Genomic DNA, 14,819 nt, shown 5'->3' with positions numbered 1-14,819 from the left:
CAGTGGCCATCGCCGGCGGTGGGCAGCTGGCCCGCATGATGCATCAGGCCGCCATCCCGCTGGGCATCGACGTCCGCCTCCTCGCGGAGGGCCCGGACGTGTCCGCGGCGCAGGTCATCCCGGGCGCCACCGTCGGCGACTACCGCAGCCTCGACACGCTGATGACCTTCACCGACGGGGTCGACGCGCTCACCTTCGACCACGAACACGTCCCCACTCGGCACCTCGAGGAGATCTCGCGGAAGGTGGCCGTGCGGCCGGGCCCCGCCGCGCTGGTCTACGCGCAGGACAAGGCCCTGATGCGGGAGAAGATGGCCGAGCTGGGCGTGGCCTGCCCCGCCTTCGCGGTGTGCGAGAACGTCAACGATCTGGCCGCCTTCGGGGAACGCCAGGGCTGGCCCATCATTGCCAAGACCTCCCGTGGGGGCTACGACGGCAAGGGTGTCTGGAAGCTCGACGACGACGACCAGGCCGAGGTTCCGTTCGAGGGCCTCGCCCACACGTCCGCGGGGGAGCGGGTCCGCATCGTCGCCGAGGAGTTCATCGACTTCTCCCGGGAGCTCTCCGCCATCGTCGTGCGCTCACCCTCGGGGCAGGTGGTGGCTTACCCGATCAGCGAGACGGTGCAGACGGACGGCATCTGCGTGGAGACCGTCACGCCCGCGCCCGGACTGGACCCGGAGCGCGCCTCGGGGCTGCAGCAGATGGCCATCCGGATCGCCACCGAGCTCGGCGTCGTCGGGGTGCTCGCGGTGGAGTTGATGGAGGCCCGCGACGGCCGGATCGTGGTCAACGAGCTGGCCATGCGCCCCCACAACACCGGCCACTGGACCATCGACGGCGCCCGCACCAGCCAGTTCGAGAACCACATCCGGGCCGTCCTCGACCTGCCGCTCGGCTCCCCGGAGCTCCGCGACGACGTGGTGGTGATGACCAATGTCCTCGGCGGCGCCGAGAAGGACCTCACCGGCGCGCTCATGCACGTCTTCGCGCGCGACCGCACAGTCCGCGTGCACCTCTACGGCAAGGAGGTGAAGGCCGGCCGGAAGGTGGGCCACGTCACCTGCCTCGGCACAGACCTCGACGACGTCCGCCGCCGGGCGCACCACGCGGCCGGCTACCTGATGGGAGACCCGAATGCCTGAACCGCTCGTCTCGATCGTGATGGGCTCTGATTCGGACTGGCCCACCATGTCGGCCTCGGCCGATGCGCTCGCCGAGTTCGGCGTCCCATTCGAGGCCGATGTGGTCTCGGCGCACCGCATGCCCGAGGACATGGTGAGCTTCGGCCGCGAGGCCCACACGCGCGGCATCAAGGTGATCATCGCCGGCGCCGGCGGCGCGGCCCATCTGCCGGGCATGCTCGCCGCCCTCACCCCGCTGCCCGTGATCGGCGTTCCGGTGGCGCTGAAGTTCCTCGACGGCATGGACTCGCTGCTGTCGATCGTGCAGATGCCCGCGGGCGTCCCCGTCGCGACGGTGGCCATCGGCAACGCCCGCAACGCCGGCCTGCTCGCGGTGCGGATACTGGCGGCCTCGGACGAGGCGCTGATGGAGCGGATGCTGGACTTCCAGGAGTCCCTGCGCGATGCCGCCCGGGCCAAGGGCGCGGTCGTCCGCGAGGCGTCCGGCCAGAACTCCTGACCCTGGACGCTAAGAGCTGAGCCCGGTGGTGTCGCCCGCGGCGAGCGCCGCGAACACCTCGGCTGCCGCCGCGTCGTCCCAGCGGACCACTGAGCCGACCCCGCTCACGTTGCCCGTGCCCGCCACAGGGACGGTCATGCTGATCCCGGAGCCGGTGGTCGCGGCGAAGAAGCCCGCGGCCACGGCCGCCATGTCCAGCAGCCCGGTGTCCTCGCCGCGACCCAGGGACTGGGCCGCGGCCATGTTGAGCTGCCAGTAGCGCACCGGGTTGAGCACGGTCATGGGGTGGATCACCTCCCGGGCCATGGCCCCCATCACCTCGCGCTGGCGGTCTAACCGGCCGAGGTCGCCCCTCGGGTCGCCCTTACGCATCCGGACGTAGCCGAGCGCTGTGGTCCCGTCCACCCTCTGACAGCCGGCGGACATCGTGAGGTGGGAGTCGCGGTCGTCGATGTCGAACGTGGGGCACACCTCGATCCCGCCGAGGGCGTCGACCACGTCGACGACGCCGTCGAAGCCCACCTCGAGGTAGCCGTCGATCCGGATGCCGGTGTTGGCCTCCACCGTCTCGACGAGCAGTGGCGCGCCCCCGAACGCGAAGGCGGCGTTGAGCCTGTTGTCCGATCGCCCCGGGATGCTGACCAGCGAGTCGCGCGGCATCGACAGCAGCACCGGGTCCCCGACGGCGGGCCGGTGCATCAGCATCATCGTGTCCGTCCGGGCGCCGGCCACGCCGGCTCGCGCGTCCGAGCCCACCAGCAGGACAGTGGTCCCGGGCTGGTCGGCGGGCCGGTCTCCGGCAGGGGTGGCGTCCACCCTGGTGCTGATCACCCAGGCGTACAGCGGCGTGACGAGCAGGAAGAGCAGCCACAGCACCAGCATCGTGCCGACGAACCGCCGCAGCGGGCGTCGTCGCCGACGGGTGCGGCGCCGCGGCGCCTTGGGCGGAGGCGGGGGAGCCGCGACGCTCGGGGCTGGCGCGGCGGGTCGAGTGGGCGGAGGGTAGGCGGGCATGACCGCGGTCGGCTCCGGCTCGTCCGGAGACTCCTGCCGGTACAGCCAGTCCATGTTGTCGTCGCGATTGACCACCCGGGGTCCTCCTGTCCGCGGGCCAGGATACCCGCGGAGATCCGGCGCCGACGGCGTGGCAGATTTGGCCTCCCGCGGTGAGGGCGCGAAACTGGGGCGAGTCACCGAAGAGGAGCACCCGTGACCCCACCGCAGCCCACCGAGGCTCAGGCCGTCCACGCGCGGCGCGCCCTCGGGTTCATCCTCATGTCCGCGGCGGTGCCAGGCTCCGTGCAGAGTTTCGCGGGGAACCGCGGCCTGGGCCGGATCGCCGGCCGGGTCTACGGCGCGGCGGCGCTGCTCGGCGTGCTGGTTCTCCTCGGGCTCTGGCTGTGGCGCGGCCCCACCGTCGGAGTCCTGCTCACCCCCTGGGTGGCCACGATCGTCAGATTCGCGCTGTGGGTGCTGTTCGCGGGCTGGGTGCTGCTGCTCCTGGACTCCTGGCGGCTCGCCCGCCCGCTGCGCCTACCCAGGCGGCCGCGCCTGGTGCTCACCATCACCTCGCTGGTCCTGGCGCTCGCCGTCGGCGGCGTCACCACGGTAGCCGCGAACGCCCTGGTGGCGGCCCGCAACGTCGGCGAGGTCTTCGGGGGCGGCGGCGAGGCGGAGATCAAGGACGGCCGCTACAACGTCCTCCTCCTGGGGGCGGATTCCGCGGCGGACCGGCAGGGCCTGCGCCCGGACTCGATCAACGTGGCCTCCGTGGACGCCCAGACGGGCCGAACGGTGCTGTTCGGCCTACCACGCAACCTGCAGAAGGTGCGGTTCCCTGACTCGTCGCCCCTGAACGAGCTGTACCCCGACGGCTTCATCTGCGAGGACAACGGCTGCATGCTCAACGGCATCTGGACGCTCGGCGAGGAACACGCGGACCTGTACCCGGGCCAGCAGGCGGGCCTCGAGGCCATGAAGGAGGCGGTCGAGGAGACCCTCGGCCTGGACCTCAACTACTACGCGCTGGTGGATATGCACGGGTTCAGCGCGCTCATCGACGCCATGGGCGGCATCAGGCTTGACATCTCCAAGCCGATTCCCATCGGCGGGGGCGGTTCCCCGATCAGTGGCTACATCGACCCCGGCGAAGACGTGCTGCTCGACGGCTACCACGCGCTGTGGTTCGCCCGCTCCCGCGCCGAGTCAAGCGACTACGAGCGGATGGTGCGCCAGAAGTGCGTGATGTCCGCCATGGTCCAGCAACTCGACCCGGCGACGGTGGCCACGAAGTTCGTCGAGCTCAGCGAGGCGGGTGGGGATCTCCTCAAGACCGACGTCGGCACCGGCGCGATCGCCGACCTGGCCGAGCTGGCCCTCAAGGCGCGCGAGCAGAACATCACGTCGGTCAACTTCTCCCCGCCGCTCATCGTCACGGCGGACCCGGACTTCGAGCTGATCCGCAGCACCGTCGACGAGAAGCTCTCCCCAACCCCGACCCCGGAGCCCACCGCCACCTCGGCGGCCCCGTCGGCGAGCGGGTCGGAGGCCGCAGCCTCGCCTTCCGCCCAGGCGGCCGACGACAAGCCGTTCACCGAAACCCCCGATCTGGCCGCCGTTTGCTCGGTCAGCTAGGTTGTCACCGGAGGAAGGAGTCTCGGTGCAGCCTGTCAGCGTGGTGATGCCCATCCGAAACGAGGAAAAGCATCTGCGCGCCGCGGTGGAGCGCGTGCTGGATCAGCGTTACCCGGGTGAGCTCGAGATCGTGCTCGCGGTGGCGCCGAGCGAGGACCGGACCCATGAGATCGCCGACGAGCTCGCCGCCGCGGATCCCCGTGTGGTCGTCCTGGACAACCCCACCGGATTCACCCCGGCAGGCCTCAACATCGCCATCGACCACTCCAGCCACGACATCATCGTCCGTGTCGACGGGCACGGCGAGCTCAGCCCCGGCTACATCGAGACAGCGGTGGCACTCCTGGAGGAGACCGGGGCCGCCAACGTCGGCGGGCTCATGGACGCGCAGGGCACAACGCCGCTGTCGGAGGCCATCGCGGCGGCGTACAACTCGCGGCTCGGGCTGGGTGGCGGCGGCTTCCACCTCGCCGACACCCCGGCGGGTCCGGCCGACACAGTCTTCCTCGGAGTGTTTCGCAAGGCGAAGCTCCAGGAGGTGGGCGCCTTCGACGAGACCCTCCACCGCGCCCAGGACTGGGAGCTCAACTACCGGCTCCGCCACGCCGGCCACCTGGTCTACTTCACGCCCAGCCTGCGCGTCGTCTATCACCCGCGGGACGGTTACCGCGCCCTGGCCAGGCAGTTCTACACCACAGGCCAGTGGCGCCGTGAGGTGGCCCGCCGTCACCCGGAGACCCTTTCGCTGCGCTACCTGGCGCCTCCACTCACCGTGCTCGGGCTCGGCGGGGGGCTCCTCGGCGGGCTGCTTGGACTGATCCTGCGCAACAACGCCCTCACCGGCCTGCTGCTGACCCCGGCCGTCTACCTCGCGTTCGTCGCCGCCGCGACAGCCAGCGTCCGGTCATTGTCCCCGGCCGCGCGGCTCAGGTTCCCCGTCGTGCTCGCCGTCATGCACCTGTTCTGGGGGGCCGGGTTCGTCCGCGGCCTGCCTCAGTGACCATGGGGGCCGCGGAGACCGCCAGCGGCCTGCTCCTGCAGGCGCAACGGTTGGCGGACCGGGTCCGCGAGGAGGCCGAGGCTGATGTGGCGCGCTCCAGGCAGGAACTCGCCGGCCTCCTCCGGGAGCGCGACGAGGCGGCAGGCGAACTCGAGTTCGTCCGTCACCGGCTCGACGATGCCCGCGCGGACGCGCAACGGGCCCTCACCGAGGCTGCGGACCAGGCCGGCCGGATCACCGAGTCCGCGCAGCGCGCAGCCGATGAGGTGATCGGCGACGCCCGCGCCGAGGCTGAGGCGGAGGTCGCGGCCGCGCGCCGGCAAGCGGCTGAGCTCGTGGCCGAGGCGGAGGCAGAGACGGGACGAATCCGCGAGGAGTCAGAGCGGCGCCGCGCGGAGCACGACGCGCTACTGGAGCGCGAACGCCGGGCCTTCGAGCGGGAACTGGCCGAGCAGGCCGCCCAGGCCGACGCGGACGCTGCCAAGGTGCGCGCGGACGCCGAGGCCGAGGCGCGGCGCAGCGCGGCAGAGGTGGACGACCTGCTCCGGGAGGCGCGCGACGAGGCGGCCAGGGTCCGCGCCGACGCCGCGGCAGAGGTGGAGATCCAGCGTGAGGCGGGTGCCGCGCAGGCCGCCCGCCTGATCGACGACGCGGAGAGTCGCTCGCAGGCCCAGCTGGCCGACGCGGCCGCGCAGCTGGCCTGGGCCCGCACCACAGTCTCCGCGCTGCTCGATGGAGCCAAGGCCGACATCGCCCGCTCCACCCGCGATTCCCACCTGGCCAACGCAACCCGGTCCAGGGAACTGCGGGCCAAGCTCGCGCGGACCACGGACCGTGCCGTCGAGGTGGCCCGGCAACGCATCCGATCCGCCGAGGTGGACGCCGCCGACATCCGGGCGCGGGCCGAAGCCGAGCTGCGCGCCGCCGCAGACCACGCCACTCGCACCCGTGCAGACGCCGAGACGAGGGCAACCGATTCGCTGGACCGGGCCAGACGCGAGGCCGAAGCGATCGTGCGCCGCGCCGAGGAACGAAGCGCGGAGGCCGAGACCACGGCCGCTCTGGTGCGCGAGACGCTGGCAGCGGATCTGGAGCGTTCGCAACGCGCCTCCTTCGAGCGCACCCGTGCCACCCGCGAGGAGGCGGTGAGGCTGCTCGCCGAAGCCCGCACCGAGGCCGAGGCGCTCCGATCCGGGGCCCGCGAGACAGTCGCGTCCGCCCGCGACGAGGTTGCGCGGCTCACCCGCCGCCGAGATAACATCACCGCGCAGCTCAGCAGCCTCTCCGGCGTCATCGAAGCACTTTCCGTCCCAGGAACCACCCCCACCCCCAGCGAGGAATCATGACCACACCCAGTTTCCGTACCGTGCTGCGCGGCTACGAGCCGTCCCAGGTCGACGCCGAGATCGCCACGTTGCAGCAGGCCCTGGACTCGGCCAGGGCCGAGCTGGGTGAGCTGAGCGTCCAGCTGCGGGAGGCCGGCCAGGAGCGGGCCGCTCTTGAAGCCCGCCTCGCCGAGGCGCAGGCCCGGGCCGAGGAGGCCGCCCGCGCCCAGCACGTGGCCTCGCGGCCCACCTTCGCCGAGCTCGGCGAGCGCGTGGGCCAGATCCTCTCCCTCGCCGAGGAGGAGGCCGACGACACCCGCCGCGCCGCGCAGGAGGAGGCCGCCGCCCGGATCGAGGAGGCCACCCGGATCGCGCAGGCCACCGCCGTCGAGGCTGACCGCTACGCGGTGGACACCCGATCCTCCGCCGAGGCCGACGCGGAGGCGCGCCTCACCGGCGCCCAGCGTCGCGCCGACGAGCTGCTGGACCACGCGGACCGCGAGGCCGCCACCCGCCGTGAGGAGGCAGAGGCCGTCTACGAGTCCCAGCAGGCAAGGGCCGCCCAGGCCGCCGCGGACTTCGAGCGGACGCTCGCCGAGCGGCGCGATGCCGCGGCAGCGGACTTCGCGGCGGCCATGGGCCAGCGCGACGATCAGCTCCGGGCGGCCGAGGAGAACCTTCAGGCAGCCGAGAACGAGGCGCAGCGCATCATCTCAGACGCCTCCTCGCAGGCCGAGGCCGTGCGCGTCAAGGCCGAGCGTGAGGCCGACGCGTTGGTGAGCGAGGCCCGGACGCGGGCGGATCGCATCCGCCGTGACTCGGACCGCGAACTGGCCGCTGTGACCCAGCGCCGCGATTCGATCACCTCCCAGCTGTCCAATGTGCGTCAGATGCTGGCCACCCTCGGTGGGGGAGCGGTCCTCGCGGCGGTGGACCCGGACCCGGAGCCGGATCCTGAGCCGGAGTCCGAGGCCGAGGCGGAGGCCCAGCCGCAGGCGGACGAGGCGGAGCAGCCCTCAGATCAGTAGCGCGCGCTCCGCGGCGGCGATCTCGGCCGCCCGTTCCCGCGACACCCCCACTGCCACCACCGTCGAGCCGGACCCCTGGACGGGCGCCACGAGCGCCCCGGCCACGGTGGCCCAGCCCGCGGGCGGATCCAGGAGCAGAAGCCGTCCGTCTCTGGGCGCCGTCGCCGGCACAGGGGCGCCGTCCCACACCGTCGACTCGCCGAGCGGGGAGAGGTCGTGGGCATCCGGCTGCGCCATCGCCTCCCGGAAGTCCACCGCGCCGTCAGGGGCCACCGGGAAACCCAGCCCCAGCGGGTGCAGCGAGCACGCCACCGTCGTGGCCGCGCGGCGGTCGTCGCCCGGACCCACCACCAGCAGCTCCGCGCCCGAGATCCCCGGGTTGACCGGGCAGCCGCGCTGCCACGCCGCGGCCACCCACACCAACGTCACCCAGTGCGCCGGGTGGGTCTCGGCGAGCGCCACGTCGATCGGCTCGCCGTCGTCGTGGCCCAGGTCCGCGATGAGGTTGGCGGTCTTGTCCACCCAGTTGGCGAACGTGACGGCCGACAGCTCGATCCGGGAGCCGTCGTGCCCGTCGTAGTAGGTGAGGAGGGGCTGCGAGCCCTGACGGGCGACGCGACGGCGGAGGGCGCTGATGAGCATGGACCGATCCTATTGGGGGCCTTGGCCCCTCCGGATTCGCTAGCCTCCCACCATGCGCTACGTCGTCATCATGGCCGGTGGATCCGGCACCCGCCTCTGGCCGCTGTCCAGGCAGGGCAGGCCCAAGCAGCTGCTGGAGCTCTTCGGAGGGTCCTCGCTGCTGCGGCTGGCCTACGAGAGGCTCGTCGGCCTGGTGCCGCCGGAGCGCATCCTGGTGTGCACGGGACGCGCCTACGCCGAGGATGTGGCCCGGCAGCTGCCCGGACTGGCCGCCGGAAACATCCTGGGGGAACCTGAGGGCCGCGATTCGCTCAACGCGGTGGCCTGGTCCGCAGCGGTGGTCGCGGACAGGGACCCCGAGGCGGTGGTGGCCATGGTCACCGCGGATCAGGTGATCACGCCCGTCGAGGAGTTCCAGCGCAGCCTCGCACTGGCGTTCGAGGTGGCCGAGCAGCGGCCGAATGCGCTGGTGACCCTCGGCGTGTTGCCCACCTCGCCCCATACCGGCTACGGCTACCTCCACCGCGCCGAGGAGCTCGACGGTTTCCCCGGGGTGCACCGGGTGGCGGAGTTCAAGGAGAAGCCCTCGCGGGAGGTGGCCGAGCAGTACCTGGCCACCGGCGAGTACTGGTGGAACGCCGGCATGTTCGTGTGGCGGGCCGCGACACTGCTGGGTCAGCTGGACCAGCTGCTCCCGGACACCGCCGCCAAGGTGCGCGCCATCGTCGCCGATCCGGGGCTCCTCGACGAGATCTTCCCCACGCTGCAGAAGATCTCAGTGGACTACGCCGTGATGGAGCCCGCCTCCCTCGGCCGCACCGACGCCGAGGTGGTGAGCGTCGGCCTGGCGATCGACTGGCGCGACGTGGGTGGTTTCGTCTCGCTGGCCGGGCTCCTGACCCAGGACGAGCACGGCAACGCCGTCGACGGAGCCACCGTCACGCTGGACTCGCAGGGATGCGTCCTCATCAACACCACGGGCGCCGGGCACGTGCTCGGCACCATCGGACTCCGCGACTGCCTCGTGGTCTCCACACCCACCGCCACCCTGGTGGCGCCGCTCGCCGATTCGGAGCGCGTGAAGGAGCTGGTGGCCCTCGTGCGGGAGAATGCGGGGGACCAATTCGCCTGATCGGCTTGACCGATCAAAATCACTCGTGTGTAATTCACAACAACGAAGGGAGGCGACGGTGGATGAGACCATCGATCTCTTCGGAGACGACGGAGCCTTCTCGTGGCAGGCTGACGCGCTGTGCGCGCAAACGGACCCCGAGGCCTTCTTCCCGGAGAAGGGCGGCTCCACCCGCGAAGCCAAGCGGGTGTGTCAGAACTGCACCGTCCGCACCGAATGCCTCGAGTACGCTTTGGGCCACGACGAGCGCTTCGGGATCTGGGGCGGCCTCTCCGAGCGCGAACGCCGGAAGCTGAAGCGCGCGGCCGGCTAATCCCAGGTCCGGGAGGACAGTGTGACTGACGAACCGCAGCACGGACGCCTCGAGGATCTCTGGTCCTGGATCGATTCCGAGGATCCGGCCGGGGAGACCCCACTCATCGAACCCGCTGCGGTGACCGCCGTGATGGTGGTCCACGACGCGGCGGAATGGCTTCCCCGTCAACTACTCGCCCTGGCCCGCCTTGATCCCCGGCCGGGCAGGATCGTCGCGGTGGACACCGGATCGGTCGACGACTCGAGAGACCTGGTGCTGCGCGCGGTCGCCGAGGGCGTCCTGGATGAACTGGTGGACGCAGACGCGGGCAGCAGCTTCGGCGAGGCGGTGAGCCTGGCGCTCGCGGAGTCCGAGCCTGAGTGGATCTGGCTGCTGCACGACGACTCATCTCCCCACCCCGACACCCTCGCCCACCTCCTCGACGGCGCCCGTCAGGCCGACGTGGTGGTGCCGAAGCTCCTCGAGCCCAAGCGGCGCAACTACCCCGACACCCTCTCGGAGGTGGGGCAGGCCATCACCCCCGGGGGGCAGCGCGTGCCGCTGGTGGAGGAGGGCGACGTGGACCAGCAGCAGACCGAGCCTCGCGAGGTCCTGGGCGGGTCCACCGCCGGCATGCTGGTCAGGGGCGAGGTGTGGCGCGAGATCGGCGGACTGGCTCCCGAGGTGGCCCGTCACCGCGACGGCGTGGACCTGGGGTGGCGCGCCAACGCCGTCGGCTACCGCGTGCTGACCTGGCCCGCCGCCGCGCTGGTGCACCGTCGCGCCGGCCGCACCGGAGAGCGTCCCTCGGACCTGCACCCGCACGAGGACGACCGGCTGGCGGCGCTCCGGGTGGCCGGGGCGCGGGGCGCCTCCCGCGCGGGTGTCGCGGTGGGCTCGACGCTGCGGGCGCTGGGCTTCCTCCTGGCCAAATCCCCAGGACACGCAGGCGCCGAGCTGGCGGCGATACGCCGCTACCTGGGCAGCGGCGAGGTCACGGCCGCGCTGGCGGCCCGGCTGCCGGAGGAGGACCTCACCCCCGACGACCTGCTCCCCAACCGCTTCTGGCCGCTGCGCCACGCCGTCGACAAGCTGGGCGCCGGGGTCTCGGAGAGGTTCCGGGATCTGCGGGAGGCCGACACCACCCTCGACGACCTGACCGGCGACGACTTCGCCGGAGGGCCGGTGCGCCGCCGGGTGATCTCTCCGGTGACCGCGCTGCTGGTCCTGCTCGCCGTCGCGGCGGTCGCGGCCGGCCGTACCCTGCTCGGCCTCGGCGCGGTCTCCGGGGGCGGTCTGCTTCCGGCCCCGGGGTCGATCGGCGCGGTGTGGGAGGCGTACCTGAGCGGTGAGGCGCCCTGGATGGGTGTCGCGGCGGTCGCCTCGCTGGCCGGTCTGGGCAGCCCGGGTTGGTTCGCTTTCCTGGCCCTGCTCGCCACCCCGCTGCTGGCGGGGCTGTCCGCGCTGGCGCTGCTGCGCCGGCTCGGCGTGACGCCCGCGGTCGGGGCGGCCGTCTCGGCGGCGTGGGCCGGTGCCACCATCCTGCTGGGCCTCGTCACCGCCGGCGACGTCAGCGGCATGGTGCTGGCCGTGGTCGGGCCGTTGCTGGCCAGGGCGGTGCACGCCGTCGTCCGCAACGAGGCCGCCGGGGCGGAGCGGCTCCGGGCGCCGGCGGGCGCCGCCTTCTGGCTGGTCATCGCCTCGCTCGTGTGGCCGGTGCTGCTGGTGCTGGCCACCCTCGCCGCCGTCGGCTGGGCCGTGCGCGAACGCTCCCGCGTGGCGGACGTCGCCGTCGGCGTCCTGCCGGCCTGGGTGTTTTTCGCCCCCTGGCTGGGGCATCTCGTCGCGCACCCCGGCCGCCTCTTCACCGGGGTGGATCCGAATGCGTGGCCGGACTTCCCGCCGGCGTCCTTCGCACTGGTGGTGGGCCGCATCCTCCCCTCGGGGCTGCCGCTGTGGGCCAACGTGACCTTCTTCGCCGTGCTGGCCCTCGTCGCCGTCGTGGCCCTGGCGCGGCTCTCCGGCACGGCCTGGCGGTGGGCGATCGCCGGGATCGCCGCCCCGCTGGTGATCGGGACTCTGCTGTCGCGGCTGGTGGTCACCGTCGATGGCGGCACCGCCCGGGTCCTCCTGTCCCCGTGGGCGCTGCTCGTGGTGGCGGCGCTGCTCGCGCCCGTGGTGGCGGCCGAGCTTGGTGGCGCGGCTCTGACCCGCTCGGCTGTTGCGCTGGGCGTGAGCGGCCTGCTGGCCGCCGGGGTGTGGGCTGGGGTGGGCTTCAACGGGCCCGTGGACGACACCGCCTCGGCGCTCCCCGGCTACGTGCGTGACGTGCTGGACTCCCCGCGCGACACCCGGGCCCTCATGATCGAACTCACCGACGACGGTGCCCTCGCGTGGAATGTCGTTGACGCCCGCCAACCCCAGTGGGGCACCGGCGAACGCAATCCGGCTGGGGATTTCTCCGCCGAGTTCCGCGCCCTGGTCCAGGCCTTCTCCACCGGGGCGGTGCCAGACGACGTGGCCCAGCAGCTGACCGCGCTGGGGACCTCGCACGTCTGGCTGCGGGGCTTCGACCCCGAGCTGAGGGCTGCCCTGGACAACGCGGCGGGAATGACCAGCGCAGCGGCGGACGCCGAGACGGTGGTCTGGACCGTGCTCGGCCTCGTGTCCAGGTCTCAGGTCGTCGACGGCGAGACCGCCGAGCCGTTGGTGCAGGGCCGCGTGGAGGAGGGTGCCGCCGGGCGCAGACTGGTGGTCGCGGAGCCACCGGACGCGGACTGGCAGGCCACCCTCGACGGACGGCCTCTCCAGCGGATCGACGGCGCGGACCGCCTGACCTTCGACCTGGGCCAGTCGGCGGGCGAGGTGGCCGTGCAGCCGCGGCCGCATCCGTGGCGCTTCGCCGTCCAGCTCGCCGTCGCGGCGGTCCTGGCGATCCTGGCGGCCCCCACGCTGGGTGCGGCCACCGTGGCGCGGAGGGGGCAGGAATGATCCGCAGACTGGGCGTGTCGTTGGCGGCCCTCATGCTGGTGGTGGCCGTGGCTGTCGGGTTGGCGCTGATCAGCCCGCTCCGGAAGCCGGCCGCCGAGGTGATCGAGCTTCCCCGAAGCACGGCGTTGACCTGCATCCCCGCAGGTCAAGTCCTCGTCAGTGGCTCCGGTGAGCTCAGCGTCACGGGGCTCGACGGGGCCGAGCGCGCCGTCACCGCACCGGTGGCCGAGCCTGTGACAGGGTCGGTGGGCCTCCGTGCTGAGGACACGATTGCGGCGGGCGTCCTCGTCGAGGAGCCGCAGCGCGCCTTCGCGCCGTGCGGCACCCCGGCGACCGCCGGGATGGTGCTCGTCGCGGACCCCGCCGCCACGGAGCTCATCCTGGTCAACACGGACCCCGGCGCGGCCGCGGTGGATCTCACCCTCCTCGGCCCCGACGGCGAGGTGACCGCAGTGGGGGCCCGGGGGATCGCCCTGGCGCCAGGCGTCAGCAGGAGGGTCGCCTTGTCGGTGCTGGCGCCGGCCGGGCCGGTCGGCGTCGCGTTCAGTACCAGTCAGGGCCGCGTGGCGCTCATCGCCGCTGCGGTGGAGGGCCGCCCCACGCAGTTCGCGCCGCCCACCACGGTGGCCACCGAGCACCTGCTCACCGGCGCCCCGGGGGGCGCCACCTCGTCGCGGCTCCTGGTGAGCAACCCCACGGAGAACCGCACGGAGGTGTCCATCGAGGGCATGGGGCCGGCAGGGCCGTACGTGCCCGCGGTGGCCGATTCGCTCTCCATCCCGGCCATGAGCACCATCTCGATCGACCTCACGGCACCCCTGGCAGGGGAGCCGACGGCTGTGCGGGTCACGTCGACGGTCGCGGTGGGGGCGGCGCTCGTCACCGGAGCGACGGGCGCCCGAGCCACCGTCGTGGCTGAGGCGCCAGGCACGGACCTGACAGGGTTGGTCCCCGGGGCGGGGACCCTGCTGCTGAGCAACCCCGGCCGATCGGACACACTCACCGCGGACGTCGGCCTCACCCCCGTCGGGGGAGAGACCACCAACCAGCAGGTCAGCATCGGGCCAGGCCAGAGCGTCACGGTGCCGGTCCCGGAGGGCGGGCCAGTGGTGGTCTCCGTCACCTCGGACGCCGAGGTGCTCGCCGCTGCCGTGTCGGTGACACCGGAGGGCACCGTGGTGGTTCCCGTCGGCCCAGCCGCGGTCGCAGAGGTGCAGACCCTGCCTGCAGAGCTGCGCCCCGCGCTGCGCTGACCGAGCTGCTCAGTCCTCGTCGTCCCAGGAGGCGCCGCCCACCAGCTCGTCGATGCTGCGACCCGTCAGCGTCGACAGCTGCTCGACGATGGTGCGGTGCACCAGTCGACGCAGCTGGCTGCGCGAGGATGACCGATGCTCCAGCGGACGCTCGAAGATCACGATCTGCGCCCTCCGGCCCCGGCTGGACTCCAGGGCGGCCGAGAGCGGCACGCGGTCACCGGACCAGGCCACATTCAGGTGCGGCACCTCCTCCACGCCCACGACGATGCCGTTCAGCGCGTCCGGGGCCACCGCCGCGATGGCGGCCATGGCGGAGGTGACGCAGTCGTTGAAGAAGTCCACGCGGGAGGGCCGGCTCAACGGCACGGCTGTGCCGGTCCACTGATTGGGGGTGGCCAGGGGGCCGCGAATCCCGCGCCCGTGCCGGTCTCGTCTGCGTGGCATGCCGCCACCCTAGCCCGTGGTCGGGTAGCGTCAGCCCGTGCGCAGATGTTCCAGGACCGCGTGCGTGGCCCCCGCCCTCGCCACGCTGACCTACGTCTACGCCGACTCCACGGCCGTGTTGGGGCCGCTCGCGTTGGCCGCGGAGCCCGGCTCCTACGATCTGTGCGCCGTCCACGCCGAGCGCACCAGCGTCCCCAAGGGCTGGGAGGTCATCCGGCTCCCGCTCGACGGTCGCGGGCCCGCCCCGGACGTCCCGTCGGACGATCTCATGGCCCTGGCCGATGCCGTGCGCGCCATCGGGCTGCGTCACGACGACCCGGTCCCGGCACCCCTCCCTGCAGCCCCGGAGCTGCCGCCAGGTGGTCGCGGCGGGCACCTGCGCCTCGTGCCGACGATCGACTGAGCCGCACCGCTCCAGGAGATAGGCT

14 protein-coding genes are annotated in these 14,819 nt (G+C 72.7%); 11 read left to right on the top strand and 3 right to left on the bottom strand.

Annotated elements, in window-relative coordinates; all coding sequences use genetic code 11:
- Nucleotides 1–35 precede the first annotated feature (35 nt).
- Nucleotides 36–1,145 carry a 5-(carboxyamino)imidazole ribonucleotide synthase gene (locus tag ACX1D1_RS12615; protein WP_459056587.1) on the top strand — a complete coding sequence of 370 codons (1,110 nt, stop codon included), beginning with the start codon at nt 36–38 and terminating at the stop codon, nt 1,143–1,145.
- Nucleotides 1,138–1,644 carry a 5-(carboxyamino)imidazole ribonucleotide mutase gene (gene purE / locus ACX1D1_RS12610; protein ID WP_182784723.1) on the top strand — a complete coding sequence of 169 codons (507 nt, stop codon included), beginning with the start codon at nt 1,138–1,140 and terminating at the stop codon, nt 1,642–1,644. The genes ACX1D1_RS12615 and purE overlap by 8 nt, the downstream gene beginning before the upstream one ends.
- Nucleotides 1,645–1,653: 9 nt before the next feature.
- On the opposite strand, the gene ACX1D1_RS12605 is transcribed toward purE, so the two are convergent.
- Nucleotides 1,654–2,733: an LCP family protein gene (locus ACX1D1_RS12605; RefSeq protein ID WP_459054779.1), complete on the bottom strand. Its 1,080-nt coding sequence runs from the start codon at nt 2,731–2,733 to the stop codon at nt 1,654–1,656.
- Between the two features lie 120 nt (nt 2,734–2,853).
- Here ACX1D1_RS12605 and ACX1D1_RS12600 point away from each other — a divergent pair, with 120 nt between their 5' ends.
- From ACX1D1_RS12600 to ACX1D1_RS12585, 4 genes are read left to right on the top strand one after another with little or no spacing between them, the layout of a single operon-like run.
- Nucleotides 2,854–4,278 (top strand): LCP family protein, encoded by a 1,425-nt coding sequence (locus tag ACX1D1_RS12600; protein ID WP_459054778.1) that lies wholly within the window; start codon nt 2,854–2,856, stop codon nt 4,276–4,278.
- A gap of 46 nt (nt 4,279–4,324) precedes the next feature.
- Complete coding sequence (locus tag ACX1D1_RS12595) at nt 4,325–5,278, top strand: glycosyltransferase family 2 protein (RefSeq protein WP_459056586.1); 954 nt, start codon at nt 4,325–4,327, stop codon at nt 5,276–5,278.
- Nucleotides 5,275–6,624: a coiled-coil domain-containing protein gene (locus ACX1D1_RS12590; RefSeq protein WP_459054777.1), complete on the top strand. Its 1,350-nt coding sequence runs from the start codon at nt 5,275–5,277 to the stop codon at nt 6,622–6,624. The genes ACX1D1_RS12595 and ACX1D1_RS12590 overlap by 4 nt, the downstream gene beginning before the upstream one ends.
- A complete protein-coding gene (locus ACX1D1_RS12585; RefSeq protein WP_459054776.1) occupies nt 6,621–7,631 on the top strand; it encodes a DivIVA domain-containing protein in 1,011 nt (336 codons plus the stop codon). Before ACX1D1_RS12590 ends, ACX1D1_RS12585 begins: the two co-directional genes overlap by 4 nt.
- Here ACX1D1_RS12585 and ACX1D1_RS12580 read toward each other — a convergent pair.
- A complete protein-coding gene (locus tag ACX1D1_RS12580; protein ID WP_459054775.1) occupies nt 7,620–8,273 on the bottom strand; it encodes a TIGR03089 family protein in 654 nt (217 codons plus the stop codon). The genes ACX1D1_RS12585 and ACX1D1_RS12580 overlap by 12 nt on opposite strands.
- Before the next feature lie 52 nt (nt 8,274–8,325).
- On the opposite strand from ACX1D1_RS12580, the gene ACX1D1_RS12575 reads away from it, so the two are divergent.
- Genes ACX1D1_RS12575 through ACX1D1_RS12560 form a run of 4 tightly spaced genes read left to right on the top strand, consistent with a single transcriptional unit; the run spans nt 8,326 to nt 13,944 of the window.
- Nucleotides 8,326–9,405, top strand: coding sequence for a mannose-1-phosphate guanylyltransferase (locus ACX1D1_RS12575; protein ID WP_459054774.1), 1,080 nt, complete (start codon nt 8,326–8,328; stop codon nt 9,403–9,405).
- Between the two features lie 58 nt (nt 9,406–9,463).
- Nucleotides 9,464–9,718 carry a WhiB family transcriptional regulator gene (locus ACX1D1_RS12570; RefSeq protein ID WP_459054773.1) on the top strand — a complete coding sequence of 85 codons (255 nt, stop codon included), beginning with the start codon at nt 9,464–9,466 and terminating at the stop codon, nt 9,716–9,718.
- A gap of 21 nt (nt 9,719–9,739) precedes the next feature.
- Nucleotides 9,740–12,691: a glycosyltransferase family 2 protein gene (locus ACX1D1_RS12565; RefSeq protein WP_459054772.1), complete on the top strand. Its 2,952-nt coding sequence runs from the start codon at nt 9,740–9,742 to the stop codon at nt 12,689–12,691.
- Nucleotides 12,688–13,944, top strand: a complete 1,257-nt coding sequence (locus ACX1D1_RS12560) for a DUF5719 family protein (RefSeq protein ID WP_459054771.1) — start codon at nt 12,688–12,690, stop codon at nt 13,942–13,944. The genes ACX1D1_RS12565 and ACX1D1_RS12560 overlap by 4 nt, the downstream gene beginning before the upstream one ends.
- Nucleotides 13,945–13,953: 9 nt before the next feature.
- Here ACX1D1_RS12560 and ACX1D1_RS12555 read toward each other — a convergent pair whose 3' ends face one another.
- Nucleotides 13,954–14,391 carry a metallopeptidase family protein gene (locus tag ACX1D1_RS12555; RefSeq protein WP_182784741.1) on the bottom strand — a complete coding sequence of 146 codons (438 nt, stop codon included), beginning with the start codon at nt 14,389–14,391 and terminating at the stop codon, nt 13,954–13,956.
- Between the two features lie 37 nt (nt 14,392–14,428).
- Between ACX1D1_RS12555 and ACX1D1_RS12550 the strand changes: the two genes are divergently transcribed.
- Nucleotides 14,429–14,794 (top strand): DUF3499 domain-containing protein, encoded by a 366-nt coding sequence (locus ACX1D1_RS12550; RefSeq protein WP_182784743.1) that lies wholly within the window; start codon nt 14,429–14,431, stop codon nt 14,792–14,794.
- Nucleotides 14,795–14,819: the final 25 nt, after the last annotated feature.

The organism is Tessaracoccus luoxuelianae (assembly GCF_054483915.1).
This window is presented reverse-complemented; position numbering and strand designations above follow the sequence as displayed.